This is a genomic window from Jannaschia aquimarina (genome assembly GCF_000877395.1).
Classification (GTDB): Bacteria; Pseudomonadota; Alphaproteobacteria; order Rhodobacterales; family Rhodobacteraceae; genus Jannaschia; species Jannaschia aquimarina.
Genome location: NZ_JYFE01000027.1, coordinates 1 through 14,968, shown reverse-complemented (window position 1 = coordinate 14,968; position 14,968 = coordinate 1). Strand labels below are relative to the sequence as shown.

Annotated in this window: 15 protein-coding genes; 10 read left to right on the top strand and 5 right to left on the bottom strand. The window is 65.3% G+C overall.

Annotated features, from left to right (window positions below):
* Window positions 1-4: 4 nt before the first annotated feature.
* Entirely contained in the window at window positions 5-1,924 is a 1,920-nt protein-coding gene (locus jaqu_RS07285) for a polysaccharide biosynthesis protein (RefSeq protein WP_236687809.1), read from the bottom strand.
* A 211-nt stretch (window positions 1,925-2,135) separates the two neighbouring features.
* On the opposite strand from jaqu_RS07285, the gene jaqu_RS07280 reads away from it, so the two are divergent.
* Window positions 2,136-3,239, top strand: coding sequence for a polysaccharide biosynthesis/export family protein (locus jaqu_RS07280; RefSeq protein ID WP_043918305.1), 1,104 nt, complete (start codon window positions 2,136-2,138; stop codon window positions 3,237-3,239).
* 7 nt (window positions 3,240-3,246) lie between these two features.
* Here the strand turns inward: jaqu_RS07280 and pip are convergent, their stop codons facing one another.
* On the bottom strand, window positions 3,247-4,227 hold the full coding sequence (gene pip, locus jaqu_RS07275) for a prolyl aminopeptidase (RefSeq protein ID WP_043918304.1): 981 nt from the start codon (window positions 4,225-4,227) through the stop codon (window positions 3,247-3,249).
* A gap of 67 nt (window positions 4,228-4,294) precedes the next feature.
* Here pip and ubiG point away from each other — a divergent pair, with 67 nt between their 5' ends.
* A complete protein-coding gene (ubiG, locus tag jaqu_RS07270) occupies window positions 4,295-5,032 on the top strand; it encodes a bifunctional 2-polyprenyl-6-hydroxyphenol methylase/3-demethylubiquinol 3-O-methyltransferase UbiG (protein ID WP_043918303.1) in 738 nt (245 codons plus the stop codon).
* 3 nt (window positions 5,033-5,035) lie between these two features.
* Here ubiG and jaqu_RS07265 read toward each other — a convergent pair whose 3' ends face one another.
* Complete coding sequence (locus tag jaqu_RS07265) at window positions 5,036-5,665, bottom strand: TetR/AcrR family transcriptional regulator (RefSeq protein ID WP_043918302.1); 630 nt, start codon at window positions 5,663-5,665, stop codon at window positions 5,036-5,038.
* A 100-nt stretch (window positions 5,666-5,765) separates the two neighbouring features.
* Window positions 5,766-6,074: a hypothetical protein gene (locus jaqu_RS07260; protein ID WP_043918301.1), complete on the bottom strand. Its 309-nt coding sequence runs from the start codon at window positions 6,072-6,074 to the stop codon at window positions 5,766-5,768.
* Window positions 6,075-6,346: 272 nt separating this feature from the next.
* On the opposite strand from jaqu_RS07260, the gene jaqu_RS07255 reads away from it, so the two are divergent.
* From jaqu_RS07255 to jaqu_RS07240, 4 genes are read left to right on the top strand one after another with little or no spacing between them, the layout of a single operon-like run.
* Window positions 6,347-6,583 carry an Lrp/AsnC family transcriptional regulator gene (locus tag jaqu_RS07255; RefSeq protein ID WP_043918300.1) on the top strand — a complete coding sequence of 79 codons (237 nt, stop codon included), beginning with the start codon at window positions 6,347-6,349 and terminating at the stop codon, window positions 6,581-6,583.
* A 58-nt stretch (window positions 6,584-6,641) separates the two neighbouring features.
* On the top strand, window positions 6,642-7,574 hold the full coding sequence (locus jaqu_RS07250; RefSeq protein WP_043918299.1) for an AEC family transporter: 933 nt from the start codon (window positions 6,642-6,644) through the stop codon (window positions 7,572-7,574).
* A gap of 52 nt (window positions 7,575-7,626) precedes the next feature.
* Window positions 7,627-8,250, top strand: a complete 624-nt coding sequence (locus jaqu_RS07245; protein WP_043918298.1) for an HAD family hydrolase — start codon at window positions 7,627-7,629, stop codon at window positions 8,248-8,250.
* Between the two features lie 18 nt (window positions 8,251-8,268).
* The gene (locus tag jaqu_RS07240) at window positions 8,269-9,168 is read left to right on the top strand and encodes an ornithine cyclodeaminase family protein (RefSeq protein ID WP_043918297.1); all 900 of its coding nucleotides are present in this window, start codon (window positions 8,269-8,271) and stop codon (window positions 9,166-9,168) included.
* A gap of 9 nt (window positions 9,169-9,177) precedes the next feature.
* Here the strand turns inward: jaqu_RS07240 and jaqu_RS07235 are convergent, their stop codons facing one another.
* Window positions 9,178-10,137, bottom strand: a complete 960-nt coding sequence (locus jaqu_RS07235) for a DNA topoisomerase IB (RefSeq protein WP_043918296.1) — start codon at window positions 10,135-10,137, stop codon at window positions 9,178-9,180.
* Window positions 10,138-10,194: 57 nt separating this feature from the next.
* Here jaqu_RS07235 and jaqu_RS07230 point away from each other — a divergent pair, with 57 nt between their 5' ends.
* The 4 genes from jaqu_RS07230 to jaqu_RS07215 all read left to right on the top strand — a co-directional run bounded on the left by jaqu_RS07230 (window position 10,195) and on the right by jaqu_RS07215 (window position 14,810).
* The gene (locus tag jaqu_RS07230; RefSeq protein WP_043918295.1) at window positions 10,195-11,988 is read left to right on the top strand and encodes an adenine deaminase; all 1,794 of its coding nucleotides are present in this window, start codon (window positions 10,195-10,197) and stop codon (window positions 11,986-11,988) included.
* Window positions 11,985-13,472 carry an AMP nucleosidase gene (locus jaqu_RS07225; RefSeq protein WP_043918294.1) on the top strand — a complete coding sequence of 496 codons (1,488 nt, stop codon included), beginning with the start codon at window positions 11,985-11,987 and terminating at the stop codon, window positions 13,470-13,472. Before jaqu_RS07230 ends, jaqu_RS07225 begins: the two co-directional genes overlap by 4 nt.
* Window positions 13,473-13,585: 113 nt before the next feature.
* Window positions 13,586-13,876 carry an HU family DNA-binding protein gene (locus jaqu_RS07220; RefSeq protein WP_043918293.1) on the top strand — a complete coding sequence of 97 codons (291 nt, stop codon included), beginning with the start codon at window positions 13,586-13,588 and terminating at the stop codon, window positions 13,874-13,876.
* A gap of 70 nt (window positions 13,877-13,946) precedes the next feature.
* Entirely contained in the window at window positions 13,947-14,810 is an 864-nt protein-coding gene (locus tag jaqu_RS07215) for a DMT family transporter (RefSeq protein WP_043918292.1), read from the top strand.
* The last annotated feature ends 158 nt before the right edge of the window (window positions 14,811-14,968 follow it).

Genomic DNA, 14,968 nt, shown 5'->3' with positions numbered 1-14,968 from the left:
CGCCTCACGCGCGCCCTTCGACCTCGATCGCGGTCAGTGGCGGGCGCGTCGCCTCTGCGGCTTCCTGCGGGAACCCCTCGAGCCCTGCCGCGAGAATGCTGCGCAGCTGTCCGATATCTCCTTCGTCCAGCGCCGCGAAGAGGTCGCGCTGCAAGGCCGCGAGCTGCAATTCAGGCATCCCGTCCTCGCGCGCGCAGCTGATCTTTGGATGCGCCGTCGCGATCAGGTTGCCGTCATAGGACAATTCCTCGAACAGCTTCTCGCCCCGGCGCAGACCGGTGAAGACGATCTCGATATCCCCCTCCGGGTTCGCGCGGTCGCGGACGGTGTATCCAGCGGCCTCGATGGATTGGCGGGCGAGCTGGGCGATCATGACCGGCCGCCCCATATCCAGAACGAACACCTCGCCACCAAGCGCCATGGCGCCGGCAGTCAAGACCAGGCGTCCGGCCTCTGGGATCGTCATGAAGTAACGGCAGACCTGGCTATGTGTCACGGTGACCGGTCCGCCCCGTCGGATTTGGTCCTGGAACAGCGGCACCACCGAACCCGAAGAGCCCAGCACGTTACCGAAGCGCACCATGGCGAAGATCGTCCCGCCCGGCTGCGCGCGGGCCGCCAGGTCCAACAGGATCAATTCGGCGAGACGCTTGGACGCCCCCATTACGCTGCGCGGCCGCACGGCTTTGTCGGAGGAGACAAGGATGAACCGCTCGACCCCGGCATCCCGCGCGGCCCGCGCGGCGATCCGTGTTCCCTGCACGTTGTTCCAGAGGCCCGCCTCGACATTGGTCTCGACGAGGTGAACGTGTTTGTAGGCAGCCGCATGCATCACGATCTGCACGCCGTTCCGCTTGATCGCCCGCGAGACGAGGCGCGCATCGCAGACAGAGCCGAGAACCGGGACCAGATCGACGCCGGCCCGGCGCGCGATACCACCGAGTTCACCGGCGATGGTGAACAGGGCGAACTCGCTCACATCCATGAGGATCAGCTTCGCGGGGCGGCACGACAGCACCTGACGGCAGAGCTCGGACCCGATCGAGCCGCCCGCCCCGGTCACCATCACGACCCGGCCCTCATAGGTTTCTTCCGTCCCGTCTGGGGAATGGTCGATCTCGTCCCGCGCCAGGAACGCCATCGGGTCGAGGGGACGCAGCCGATCCTCCAGCCGGCCTTCACCGACGAGTTGCGAGAAGGACGGCACCGACTGGACTTCAAGCCCCAGCGCAACGAGGCGGCGCGCCATCTGCGCCTGCTTCGGCGGGCTGACCGAAGGCATCGCAAGACAGACCCGGTCGATGCTGTACCGGTTCACCAGGTCGGCGATCCGCGCAGGCGGATAGACGGACAGGCCCGCGACGGTAACCTTCTGGAGGGTAGTGTTGTCGTCGATCATCGCGACGACCTCGATCTCCGGATCGGTCTGGAGCGCCTGAGCCAGTTGGCGCCCCGTCGTCCCCGCCCCGTAGATCAGAACGCGAGCGCGGTCGCCCGAATGGGCGTTCAGGGTCTTCACGGTCCTCAGCAACCCTGCGCGAACCAGCGAAATCAGCGTGAACATCGCCGCGCCGACGGCGATGTGGAACAGCGGCGTGACCACGAGACCGGCCAGTGGCGCCACGAGCCCGGACGCCAAGGCGACCCCGCCGACCATCGCGGCGCGGCGCACCTGCGACGCTGCGTGATGTTCGAACAGCGAGAGCCACGGCAGGCGCAGCACGAGGCTCAGGAAACCCGCGGACACGGCGAGCGCGGCGAGCCATGGAAACAGCGAGATTCCGAGGGACTTGTAGAGCGGCAGGATCGGAAGCATCGCGAGGCCGCCCAGCGGCGCGGCGACCGTGTCGATCGTCCAGAAGATGACCGCCTTGCGGCCACGGCTCAGGCTGCGGATCCAACGCGCCAGATCATCAGACTTCAAGTCGTCGCCCCATTCCCAAACCCGATGCGACCCGCCCGGACGCTCGCGTTTTTCTTTTGTTCAAGGGCACATCGCATAGGATACGCCCCCCGCGCAAAGAGCCTTCGCACCGCTCCGCACGCGATGCAACCTTGGCGAGACGACTTGTTGCAATTGCGCAGATGTCCCCCCAAAAGGGATGCGATTCTGCCGCTTGGGGGAGTGCGCGAACATGAATGGCTCGCTTCGGGCGGCATGTCTTGTCGTCGCCTGCCTCTTGTCCGCCTGCGCTCTTCCGCGCGGCGCGGCGATCGAATCGGAGGTCGTGAACGCCGCCGATGCGGAATCCGCGGACTTCTCCGTCTATCCCGTGACGCGCGCCCTGCTGCCCACGATTGCGCATTGGCCCGTCACCGGCGCGAAGCATTACGGCTGGATCACCGCGAGCGCCGGATCGAGCAGCCGGATCATCCGCGCGGGCGACGTGATCGACATCATCGTCTGGGACGCGAGCGAGAACTCGCTGCTGGTCGCGCCCGAGCAGCGCCAGCTTTCGCTGCCGCAGATGCGCGTCTCTCCGGCCGGTTCGGTCTTCCTCCCTTATGTGGGCAACGTCCAGGTCGCCGGGAATACCCCCGAGACGGCGCGGGAACGCGTTCAGGACGCGATGAGCGCCGTCGCCCCGTCCGCGCAGGTCCAGCTTGCCCTGACCGAAGGACGGGGGAATTCCGTCGATCTCGTCGGGGGCGTGGGCGCTCCGGGAAGTTATCCCATGCCCGACCGCAACTATACCGTTCTCTCCCTGATCGCGCAGGGCGGAGGTGTGGCGGCCGGCTTGGCGAACCCTCAGATCCGGTTGGTCAGAGGCGGAAGCATCTACGGCACATCGGTGAACCGTCTATTCGAGGAACCGCGCCTCGACACCCGGCTTCAGGGTGGCGACAAGGTCATCGTCGAGGCCGATGAGCGATATTTCCTGTCGGTCGGAGCCGCAGGCCGTGAGAGCCTGCATCCGTTTACCAAGGATACCGTCAGCGCGATGGACGCAGTCGCGATCATCGGCGGCGTGAACGACGCAAGTGCCGATCCCGCCGGTGTCCTGATTTTGCGCGAATACCCGCGCGCGGCCTTGAGCGCGGGCCAACGCGGGCCTCTCAAGCAACGTGTGGTCTTCACCCTCGACCTGACCGAAGCGGACGGCCTGTTCTCGGCGCGGAACTTCCCGATCTATTCCGGCGACGTGATCTATGTCACCGAAAGCCCGATTGGCGGAGTGCGCACCGTGTTCGGCCTGATTGGCACGACGTTCGGTCTGGCACGGCAGGTCTCACAGTAGACCTGCCTCAGGCGACGCCGATCTCTCGCAACGCGGCATCGGTGCCCTTGACCAACTGCTCGGCGATGCCTGGCTCTGACAAGGCGTGTCCCGCGAACGGCACGAGATGAAGTTTGGCCGACGGCCAGGCATCGGACAGCAACCGGGCAGAGAGCGGCGGGCAGATCATGTCGTAGCGGCCCTGCACGATCAGCCCCGGGATAGGCGCAAGCGCCTCGGCATTGCGCCGGATCCAGCAATCCCCGTCGAGAAAGCCGAGGTTCGTGAAGTAATGGTTCTCGAGGCGGGCGAAGGCGCGGGCATATTCGGCATTCGCCTCGCCTCCGCGCCCTTGGCTGCCCATCGAAGCGAGGGCGTTTTCCCACGCAGCCCAGGCGCGGGCAAAGCGGACCTGGTCATGCGGGGTCGAGTCGAACAGGCGGGCGTTATACGCCGCGATCATGTCGCCCCGTTCGGAGCTTGGAACCATGGCGCAGAACTTCCGCCATTGATCCGGCCAGAACTGCCCCGCGCCGCCGCCGTAGAACCAGTCGAGTTCGCGCTGCTCCATCAGGAAGACGCCGCGCAGCGAAAGATGCAGCGCGCGGTCCGGGTGGGTGATCGCGTAGATCAAGGCCAGCGTCGCGCCCCAAGAGCCGCCGAACAGCGCCCAACGGTCGATCCCGAGCACGGTGCGGATCGTCTCCATGTCTCGCACCAGGTGCCAGGTCGTATTCGCGCGGACCGATGCGTGGGGACGAGAGCGTCCGCAGCCCCTTTGGTCGAAGAGGATCACGCGCCATTTCGCAGGGTCGAAGAAGCGGCGCATCATCGGGCTGCAGCCGCCGCCAGGCCCGCCATGCAGAACGATGACCGGGACTCCGTCGGGATTGCCGCATTGCTCGACATAGATCTGGTGCCCGTCGCCGACATCCATCATCCGCTGGTCGAACGGGTCGATCGGCGGGTAGAGAGCGGCGGCGCTGGATTGTCCGATGCTTCGATCCATACCGCGCCTATATAGACCGGTGCGGATCAGTCACCATGGCCCGCGGAAGAATAAGTAGGAGGACCCGATGAGCACCGTGGACGCCAGCGAAGTCGGGAAGTTCGAGGCGATGGCCGCGGAGTGGTGGGATCCGAACGGCAAGTTCAAGCCGCTGCACATGCTCAACCCCTGCCGACTGGATTATATCGTCGCCCAAATCGCCTCCCAGTTCGGTCGGGATCTAAGCGCGGCACGCCCCTTCGAAGGCCTGCGCATCCTGGATATCGGCTGCGGCGGCGGTCTCCTCTGCGAACCGATGGCCCGCCTCGGCGCCAGCGTCGTCGGCGTGGATGCCTCGGGCAGCAGCATTCCGGTCGCCCGACAGCATGCCGAAACGTCCGGCCTGCGGATCGACTTCCGGCAGGCCAGCGCAGAGGATCTGGTCGCCGCTGGCGAAGCGCCCTTCGACGCGATCCTGAACATGGAAGTCGTCGAGCATGTCGCCGATCCACAAAGCTTCCTGACAGCCTGTGCCGACCTGCTGCGCCCCGGCGGGGTGATGATCTGCTCGACGATCAACCGGAACCCGAAATCGTATCTCGTTGCCATCGTGGGCGCCGAACGGGTGATGCGCTGGCTGCCCGCAGGGACGCATGACTGGTCGAAGTTCCTCACCCCGGACGAGCTTTACGGTCTTCTGTCGAAAGCTGGCCTGGAGCCGGTCGACCGTACCGGATTCGTCTTCAATCCGGTTTCGTGGACGTGGTCGCTTTCCAACCGGGACTTGTCGGTCAACTACGTGACGACGAGCATTCGGCCGGGCTGATCTTCACGGCCCGTAGCGGGCCATGAACGTCTCGACCGCTCCGTCGATCACACGGTCGATTTCGGCTTGCGTGGCGGATGTCCGGACATTGAAGACCATCTCGACGAAAAGCGTGGCGTGGCACAGTTCGACGAACTGGTCACCGGCAAGGTCGATGTCGTCGATCTTGAGTTCGCCACGCTCTACGGCGCGGGTCAGGTACTCGGCCATCTGGGCGCGGAAGCGCGCCGGACCCGTCCTGAAGAACTCTCGTCCGAGTTCGGGAAAGCGCTCGCTTTCGGCGACGCACATCCGGAAGATGCTCTGACCGAATTCCGAGATGACGAAGCCCACGATCTGGCGGGCCGCCCGTCCAAGCGCGACCCGAGGCGCGCATTCCATGAACAGGAGCTCTCCGGCCTGATCGATCTGAGCGCCGCACTCGGATTTCGCCACCTCCATGAAGAGGTGCTGCTTGTCGGGGAAATAACTGTAAAGGGTCGCTTTCGAGACACCTGCGGCACGCGCGATGGCATCCACACTCGCTCCTTCGAACCCGTCGGCCAGGAAGACTGCTCTCGCACCTTCGAGGACCTGATCGAACTTGCGGCCGCGTTTCACCACGCCCGTATCGATCGGCGTCGCCTCGTTCATGACCCCTCCCAATTACACCAACGGTTATAAACCGTTCGGTTCAGCGCACAAGCAAAAGCGGGGGCCGACGGCCCCCGCTTCCGAAGCGTCACATGGGATCTCAGCAGTTCGGAACAACCGTTCCGTCAGCGATAACTGTCGTTCCGACGCAGTCGGGGGCATTCTGCGTCCGATCCACCTGGACGCCGTCGACGCGGCTCCAGCCATCGTCGTCGATGTCGATCATCATGCCGTCCGCGCGGCCGAGTTCCTCTCTGGACCAACCATCGTCGTCGATATCGACCGTGAAGCCGACCGAGCTGGGATCGGGCTGCATCGACCAACCGTCATCGTCGATATCCACGCGGTCGGCCATCGCTGCCTGCGCTGTCAGAAGGCCAGCACCAAGTGCGGTGATAAAGCGGATCATGGGGAGCTCCTCAAATCTGAAAGTCACTGCTAACAGAACCGAACAGTTCAGTTCATAATTCCATCCCTAGAGATCGGTTGACATCGGATACAAGGGGAAAAGTGAACCGTTCAGTTCACCTGCGCACAACCGCCTATGCGGCGGTGTGGGATGGGCGGCCGGCTGAAGGGAGTTACAACATCTGTGTCTGCGGGGTAGGGCTCCAACGATAGACAGGCGAACGACCTGTCGATAGCTCTGCGGGGAAATCGTCGGAACGTCAGGCCCCAACCATGCAATGCGTCTTCGTGCAGATCCGCTGCCGCCCTGGAACCACCTACGCAGTCGCCGATGCGATCGCCCTGCGCGAAGTCCACTCCGAACTCTACTCGACCTCGGGTGAATACGACCTGCTGGTAAAGCTCTACATCCCCCGGGACGAGGATATCGGTCACTGGATCAACGAGCATCTGCTCGACATCGACGGGATCGAGCGCACGCTGACGACGCTGACGTTCAAGGCATTCTGATCCGCGCGCGGCCCGCTTGGTGATAGACACACGGCGACGCCGCCGCTAGCGGTTCGGCGTGCTCGCGATTTTTCTGAAGACGCTGCCCTTCTTCGCCCTGATCGGGTTGGGCTACTTGGCGGGGCGAACCCGCTTCTTCACAGCCGAAGCGACGGCCTATCTGACCAAGTTCGTCTTCTTCTTCGCCCTGTCGGCGATGCTGTTCGACTTTGCGGCCAATCTGACATTGGCGGAGATCCTCGATCTGCGCTTCATCGCCGCTTATCTCTGGGGAACGACATTCGTCTACCTGATCGCGACAGCGGTCGGGTTCCTGCGCGGCCTGTCCGTGGCCGAGTCGGCGGTCGAGGCGCAGTGCGCGGTGATCGGCAATGTCGGCTTCATGGGCATTCCGATGCTCGCCCTGCTGCTCGGACCGCAATCGGCGGGTCCGATGCTGATGATCCTGGCCACGGACCTGATCGTGTTCTCGTCCCTGATCGTGATCCTGATCACCGGATCGCGGGGCGAGGCCGGATGGGCGACCCTACGGACGGTGGGGCTGGGCCTTCTGAAGAACCCCATGATCGTATCGATCGCCCTCGGGATCGCGTGGTCGGCGACCGGCCGCGACCTCTGGGTCCCCGTCGCCGAGTTCGTCGACATATTGGGGGCCGCCGCCACGCCGGGCGCCTTGTTCGCCATTGGCGCCAGCCTAGCCGGAAAATCGGCGGAACGCCTTTCGGTCGCCGGCTGGCTGAGCTTTGCGAAACTCGTGCTTCACCCGCTCGCGGTAGCGGTGTCGGCATTTTACTTCTTTCCGGTTTCCGATCCCTACGCCGCGACCGTGATGATCTCGGCGGCAGCGATGCCGGTTGCCGGTAACGTCTACATGCTCGCACAACACTATGGGGTAGCTCCACAACGCGTTTCCGCGGCTATCTTGGTCTCGACTGCCATTTCGATTCTCACGGTCTCTGCCGTGGTCGGCATCCTCACGGGGGGTACATGAAGGAAAGACCCGGAAGTCTCTGCCAAGTCCCGCATCGCGGCAGACAAACGACATGACGGACGAGACGGTCGTCGTGCTGGACGTAGGCAATGTCCTCATCGAGTGGCAACCCGAGCGCTACTACGACGCCCGGATCGGACCGGTCCGCCGCCGCGCGTTGTTCGCGGCGGTGGACCTGCCTGAAATGAATCTTCGGCTCGATCGCGGCGAAGGGTTCCGCGACGTGATCTACGAGACCGCCGACGCGCATCCCGAATGGCGCGACGAGATCCGGCTCTGGCACGATGACTGGCTCGCCCTCGCCAGCCCTGCGATCGACAGATCCGTGCGCCTGATGCGCGCGCTGCGCGCCAAGGGCATTCCCGTCCATGCCTTGACCAATTTCAGCGACGAGAGTTTCGAACTCGCCAAGCGGCACTACGAATTCCTCGATGAATTCGACGCGGCCCATGTCTCCGGACGGCTGGGCGTCATCAAGCCGGCGCCCGAGATCTACGCGGCCGTCGAAGCCGCGACGGGACGGCCCGGCCCCGCGCATCTCTTCGCGGATGACAGGCCGGATAACATCACCGTCGCGGAAGGGCGAGGATGGCGCACGCATCTCTTCGAGGGTGCGGACGGCTGGGCGGACCGGCTGGTGCGCGAAGGCCTACTGACCGAGGCAGAAGCTGCCTGACATATTCGGGATGGAGACATGATGCCGCCTTTCATCGACGCCTCCGCCGAACGCCATCTGGACTGGATCGCGCTGACCGATGCCCTCGCAGCAGGGCACTCGCTCCCGCGCGCCGAGATCGGGGACACGTTCCTCTACCGCGATCCCGACACGCTCCTCAGCCGGGCAGCCTGGATCGACGGATTGGGAAGTCTGGTGAAGACGGCGACGATCTTCCCCGAAAACGTGGGCCCCACGATCAACGGGGCGGTCAGCCTGTTCTCCGATACCGACGGCACGTTGGCCGCGATGCTGGACTTTCACCTGCTGACGAAATGGAAGACGGCAGGGGACAGCCTTCTCGCCGCGCGGCGTCTGGCACGGCGGGATGCGCGGACGATCCTGATCGTCGGCTCCGGCACCGTCGCGGCCTCGTTGCGGGCGGCCTATGGCGCCGCCTTCCCCGAGGCGCGCTTCCTCGTCTGGTCGCGAGCAACAGAGAATGCCCGCGCCTTTGCGGATGGCCGGAATTGTGAAGCTGTCACGGATCTGGCGGGGGCCGTTGGCGCAGCCGATATCGTGACCTGCGCCACCATGGCGACCGAACCGGTGATCGAAGGCGAGTGGCTCAAACCGGGCCAACACCTCGATCTGATCGGAGCATACCGCCCAGACATGCGAGAGGCGGACGATGCCGCCCTCCGCCGTGGCCGCATTTTCGTGGATAGCCGAGAGACAACATTCGATCATATCGGGGAACTCAAGATCCCGCTTTCGACCGGAGCCATAGACCGCGATGACGTCATCGCCGATTTCTACGACCTCGACCGCTTTGATCGAAGCGACGACGATATCACGGTCTTCAAGAACGGTGGCGGCGCCCATCTCGACCTGATCTGCGCACGCTACATCCTCGATGCGGTCGAAGGCGCCAAGTAACGCTGCCATTCAGAGGATCAGCCCCAGCAGCGCGCGTTCGTCCATCTTCAGGCCGGTAGGCGCGTCCGGGACTTCTATCTCGCTCCAGTCGGAGGCGAGGTCGATGACCGCGGGATGAATGTAGGAATTCCGGGCGATGGTCGGCGTGTTGTGCAGCCGCTCCGCGGCGGCCTCGGACATTTCCTTGATCGTGACGCCCTCGCCCGCCTTCCGCGCCGCCGCGAGGGCCGCAACGGAGCCGTTCCAGGTTCGAAACGTCTTGGCGGTCGACCCGTCCGGCGCGCCCGCCTCGGCCAGCCAGTCGTTCACCTGCACGGCCTGCACGCGGTATCTTTCGTCCCCGTCGATCCATTCGAAAAGCGGCGCGCCCGGCAATTCAGACAATCTGTCGAGCGCGCGCGCGAGGGTCCGATCCGAGACCTGCTTGCGAACCCGCTGGCCGCCTTTCGCCCGCCAGGCGACCCGGACCCCATTTCCGTCGAGCCGAATGTTCCCGGCCCGAAGCGTCGTGGCGCCCTCTGTCCCGTTTTCGGCGCGGTAGGCTTCCGACCCGATCCGGATGCTGGAGCGGTCGATCAACCGCAACACGGCGGCGATTGCGAAATCGCGCTCGCCCGCTTCACCCTTGAGCGCATCGGCGACACGGCGGCGCAGGCGCGGCAGCGCCTCTCCGAAGGCGGGAAGCTGGTCGAACTTGCGCCGCTCCTGCCAGGCCCGGAACTCGGGATGGTAGCGATATTGCTTCCGCGTTCGCGCATCCTTGCCGGTCGCCTGGAGGTGTCCAAGCGGCTTGGGGCTGATCCACACGTCGCTATAGGCGGGAGGAACGGCGAGCGCGTCGATCCGCGCACGCTCCCGCGCGTCGTCTATGGTCGTGCCATCGGGGGCCCGATAGGACCAGCCGCGCCCCGCGCGCCGGCGGGTGATGCCGGGCTGATCGTCCGGGTAGTAGATGAGATCGGGCGTCATGCACAGGCAACGCGCAGGGTGCCTTGCGGTTGCGTGTGCCCCGTGACACCGTGCGCCATGTCGCCCGAGACCCTTCCTTCCTGGCCCGACGCCGCTCCTGATCTCATCGCCATCGCAGCCGGACGCGCCCCGGCGGACACCGTCATAAGGGGCGCGAAGGTCGTGCTCGTACAGACGCGCGAAACCGTTGAGTGGGACGTCGCGATCGCCCGTGGACGTTTTGCCTATGTCGGCCCCGATGCGTCCCATTGCATCGGTCCGGATACGCGTGTGGAAGAGGTCGAGGGCTATCTGGTCCCGGGCTTGTGCGACGCGCATATGCATGTCGAGTCGGGCATGCTGACGCCAGCGGAATTCGCGGCCGCCGTGATCCCCCATGGCACCACCGCCATGTTCACCGACCCGCACGAGATCGCCAACGTGCTCGGATTGCGCGGGGTGCGCTTGATGCACGACGAGGCGCGAGGCCTGCCCTGCAGCATGTTCGTCCAGATGCCGTCCTGCGCCCCGAGCGCGCCGGGACTGGAAACGACGGGCCACGAGATCGGTCCGGACGACGTGGCCGAGGCGATGACCTGGCCGGGCGTGATCGGCTTGGGCGAGATGATGAACTTCCCCGGCGTGATCGCGGGCGACGCCAAGATGCTGGCCGAGATGGCAGCGACCGCGGAGGCGCGCAAGACGATCGGCGGGCATTATGCCTCGCCCGATCTGGGGCCCGCCTTCCACGCCTATGCCGCCGGCGGCCCCGCCGACGACCACGAAGGCACCAGCGAGGAGGATGCGATCGCGCGGATGCGGCAGGGGATGCGCGCGATGATGCGGCTAGGCAGCGCCTGGTATGACGTCGAAAGCCAGATCACCGCGATCACCGACAAGGGGCTCGATCCGCGCGGCGCGATCCTCTGCACCGACGATTGCATGGCGGCGACCCTTGTCCACGAGGGGCACATGGACCGCGTGGTCCGCCATGCCATCGCCTGCGGCTGCGATCCGCTGATCGCCCTGCAGATGGCCACGATCAACACAGCCGAGCATTTCGGTCTGGGTCGCGATTTGGGCAGCATCGCGCCGGGCCGGCGGGCGGATTGCATCCTGACCTCATCGCTGACCGACCTACCCATCGAGAGGGTCTGGGCTCTGGGCCAAGAGGTCGCGCGCGACGGCGAGCTTCTGGTCGAGTGTCCCCATCTGGACTGGCCCGAGGAAGCGCGCGCGACCGTTCGCCTGAAACACACGCTCGACGCGTCCGCCTTCGAAATTCCCGCGCCGAGCGGGGCCAATACCGTCACCACGCGTGTCATCGGGGTGGTCGAGAACCAGGCGCCGACCAAGGCGCTGAGCCGCGATCTCCCTGTCCGGGACGGGTTGGTCGAGGGGGAGGGCGACACGTGTCAGATCGCGCTGGTCGAGCGGCACCGTGCGACCGGCGGCGTCACCAACGGGTTCGTCGCGGGGTTTGGCTATCGCGGCCCGATGGCGATGGCGTCGACCGTTGCACACGACAGTCACCACATGATCGTCGTCGGCACCGATCGGGCGATGATGGCCGCCGCCGCGAACCGGCTGGCCGAAGTAGGGGGCGGCGTGACGCTCTGGGCAGACGGATCCGAGCGTGCGCTCGTCGAACTGCCGATCGCGGGTCTCATGTCGGACCGTCCCGCCGCCGAGGTCGCCGCGAAGGCGGGGAACCTGATGGCCGCGATGCGCGAGGCGGGCTGCACTCTGAACAATGCCTACATGCAGCACTCGCTGCTTGCACTCGTGGTGATTCCAGAACTTCGGATCAGTGATCTGGGGCTGGTGGACGTCACGAAATTCGAACTGACCGACCTTATCGAGACCGCATGACCGACCCAAGGCTGATCCCCGTCTGCTCGCCCGACGACACCGATCCGAAATCCTTTACCGACGCCGCAGAGGCGGTGGCCGAGTTGCAGCGTCTCTATGAGCAGGCCATCGACTACCTGCGCAGCAACTTCGCGCAGGCCGTCGAGGAAGGCCGCCCGGAATGTCGCTACCGGGCGTTCTACCCCGAGGTCCGTTTCTTCACCGCGACCTTCGGGCGGACCGACAGCCGGTTGAGCTTCGGCCACGTCGCCGAACCAGGTTACTACGCGGCGACGATCACCCGGCCAGACCTTTTCGCCGGGTATCTGACCCAGCAGATCGGCCTGCTCCTGAAGTCTCACGACGAGCCGGTGACCGTGGGGTGGTCACGTACGCCGATCCCGATCCATTTCGCGATGCTTGGCGACAGCGACCTGACGGTGCCGCAGGACGGAGTGCTGCCGTTCCTGATGCGCGACGTCTTCGACGTGCCCGACCTCGAGACGACGAACGACGACATCGTCAACGGCACTGGCTTCACGTTCGAAGACGGCTCCCGCGCGCTGGCGCCGTTCACGGCACAGCGGGTCGACTACTCTCTCGCCCGGTTGGCGCATTACACGGCGACGGATCCGGCGCATTTCCAGAACCACGTCCTCTTCACGAACTACCAATTCTACATCGACGAATTCATCGCCTATGCGCGGGACGCATTGCGTGATCCGGACTCGGGCTACGAAGCCCTGGTCGGGCCGCTGAACCAGATGGTGACGTCGGCCAATCCGGATGCACCGATCACAGAGCCGGCCAAGATGCCCCAGATGCCGACCTATCACCTGACCCGAAAGGACAACCAGGGGATCTCGCTGGTCAATATCGGCGTCGGCCCGTCGAACGCCAAGACGGCCACGGACCATATCGCGGTGCTTCGCCCCCATGTCTGGCTGATGGTCGGCCATTGCGCGGGCCTGCGGAACAGCCAGTCGCTGGGCGATTTCGTCCTCGCTCATGCCTATCTGCGCGAGGATCACGTGCTGGACGACGACCTGCCGGTCTGGGTCCCGATCCCGGCCCTGGCGGAAGTGCAGGTCAGCCTCGAGCAGGCGGTGGCCGAGGTCACCGCCCTCGAAGGATACGAGCTCAAGCGGATCATGCGCACCGGAACCGTGGCGACCATCGACAACCGCAACTGGGAGTTGCGGGAGCAGGCCGGTCCCGTTCAACGCCTGTCGCAGAGCCGCGCCATCGCCCTGGACATGGAATCCGCGACGATCGCCGCCAACGGGTTTCGCTTTCGCGTCCCCTACGGAACCCTCCTGTGCGTGAGCGACAAGCCGCTGCATGGCGAACTCAAGCTGCCGGGCATGGCAAGCGAGTTCTACAAGACACAGGTCGCCCGCCATCTCCTGATCGGGGTCCGCGCGATGGAGCGTCTCAGGGACATGCCGTTGGAGCGACTCCACAGCCGGAAGCTGCGTTCCTTCGAGGAAACCGCCTTCCTGTGAGTGAAAATAAGGCGCTTTGAGCGGGTTCTGGCCCATTCAAACTGTTGTGAACGCGGAAACGCGTGTCTAGTGTCCCGCCAATCAGAACACCCTGGGGGAGAGGAGAGACCCGCATGGCTACCAAACCGATGACCAAGACGCAGCTTGTCGCCGCACTGGCCGAGAAGATGGATTCGGACAAGAAGACGGCGACGTCCGCGCTCGACGCGATCGTTGAGGTCATCACCGAGGAGGTATCCAACGGCGGCGCCGTCACCCTCCCGGGCGTGGGCAAGATCGCCTGCCGTGAACGGCCCGAGCGGATGGTCCGCAATCCCGCCACGGGCGAGCAGTTCAAGAAAGAGGCCGACAAGGTGGTCAAGATGACCATCGCGAAGGCCCTGAAGGAAAGCGTCAACTCGTAAGGGCGCCGGATCCGGACAAGAACCGGCCGTCCTTCGGGGCGGCCTTTTCTTTTGACCGGACGGCATCGCGATGGATCTCCGCGCCCTCGTGCTGGGGCTTCTCTTCGCCCTGATGTGGTCGTCGGCCTTTACGTCGGCGCGCATCATCGTCGCCGAGGCCCCGCCCATCCTGTCGCTGTCGCTGCGTTTCGCGATATCGGGCGTGCTGGGGCTGATGCTGGCCTTGGCGACCGGAGAGCGGCTGCGACTCGACAAGGCGCAATGGCGGGCGGTGATTGCGTTCGGGATTTGCCAGAACGCCTTGTATCTGGGGCTGAACTTCGTCGCGATGCAGGAGGTGGAGGCATCGCTGGCGGCGATCATCGCGTCGGCGCTGCCGCTCTGCGTCGCATTGGCGAACTGGATCCTCTTCTCGGAACCCACGAAACCCATTGGCGTCATTGGCCTTTTCGCCGGAACGCTTGGGGTGGTCCTGATCATGGGGACGCGGGTGTCCGGGGGGGCGCCGGTCTGGGGGATCGCGTTGTGCCTGATCGGGGTGGTCGCTTTGACGGTTGCCACCCTGTCCGTTCGGGGCGCCTCGGGCGGGGGCAACCTGTTGACGGTGGTGGGGTTGCAGATGCTGGTCGGCGCACTCGCCCTCTTGCCAGTCGGGCTGGCGACGGAGGTCTGGGACGTGACCTGGAGCCTGCGGCTGACAGCGGCTTTCGCCTATACTACGTTGGTTCCAGGGCTGTTGGCGACCTGGGTCTGGTTCCTGCTTGTGGCGCGGATCGGAGCGACGCCCGCGGCGACCTTCCACTTCCTGAACCCGTTCTTCGGCGTGGTGATCGCCTGGGCCCTGCTGGGCGAGAAGCTGGGTCCGGTGGACGTGGTCGGCGTCGCGATCGTGGCCGGGGGAATCCTCGCCGTGCAGGTTTCACGACTGCGCTGAAGGGGCCGATCGGCGGAAATCCGCTGTGCACCCCCTGTGCACCCCCTGTGCACCCCCCGTCTGCACAAGCGGCACCGGTCCGGTGCCCAGGGCTCCGCCCGCTCGCAGGCGGATCGCTCCACCGGAGCGATCCCGGGGAGCCTGCTCGCCCCCCCCCG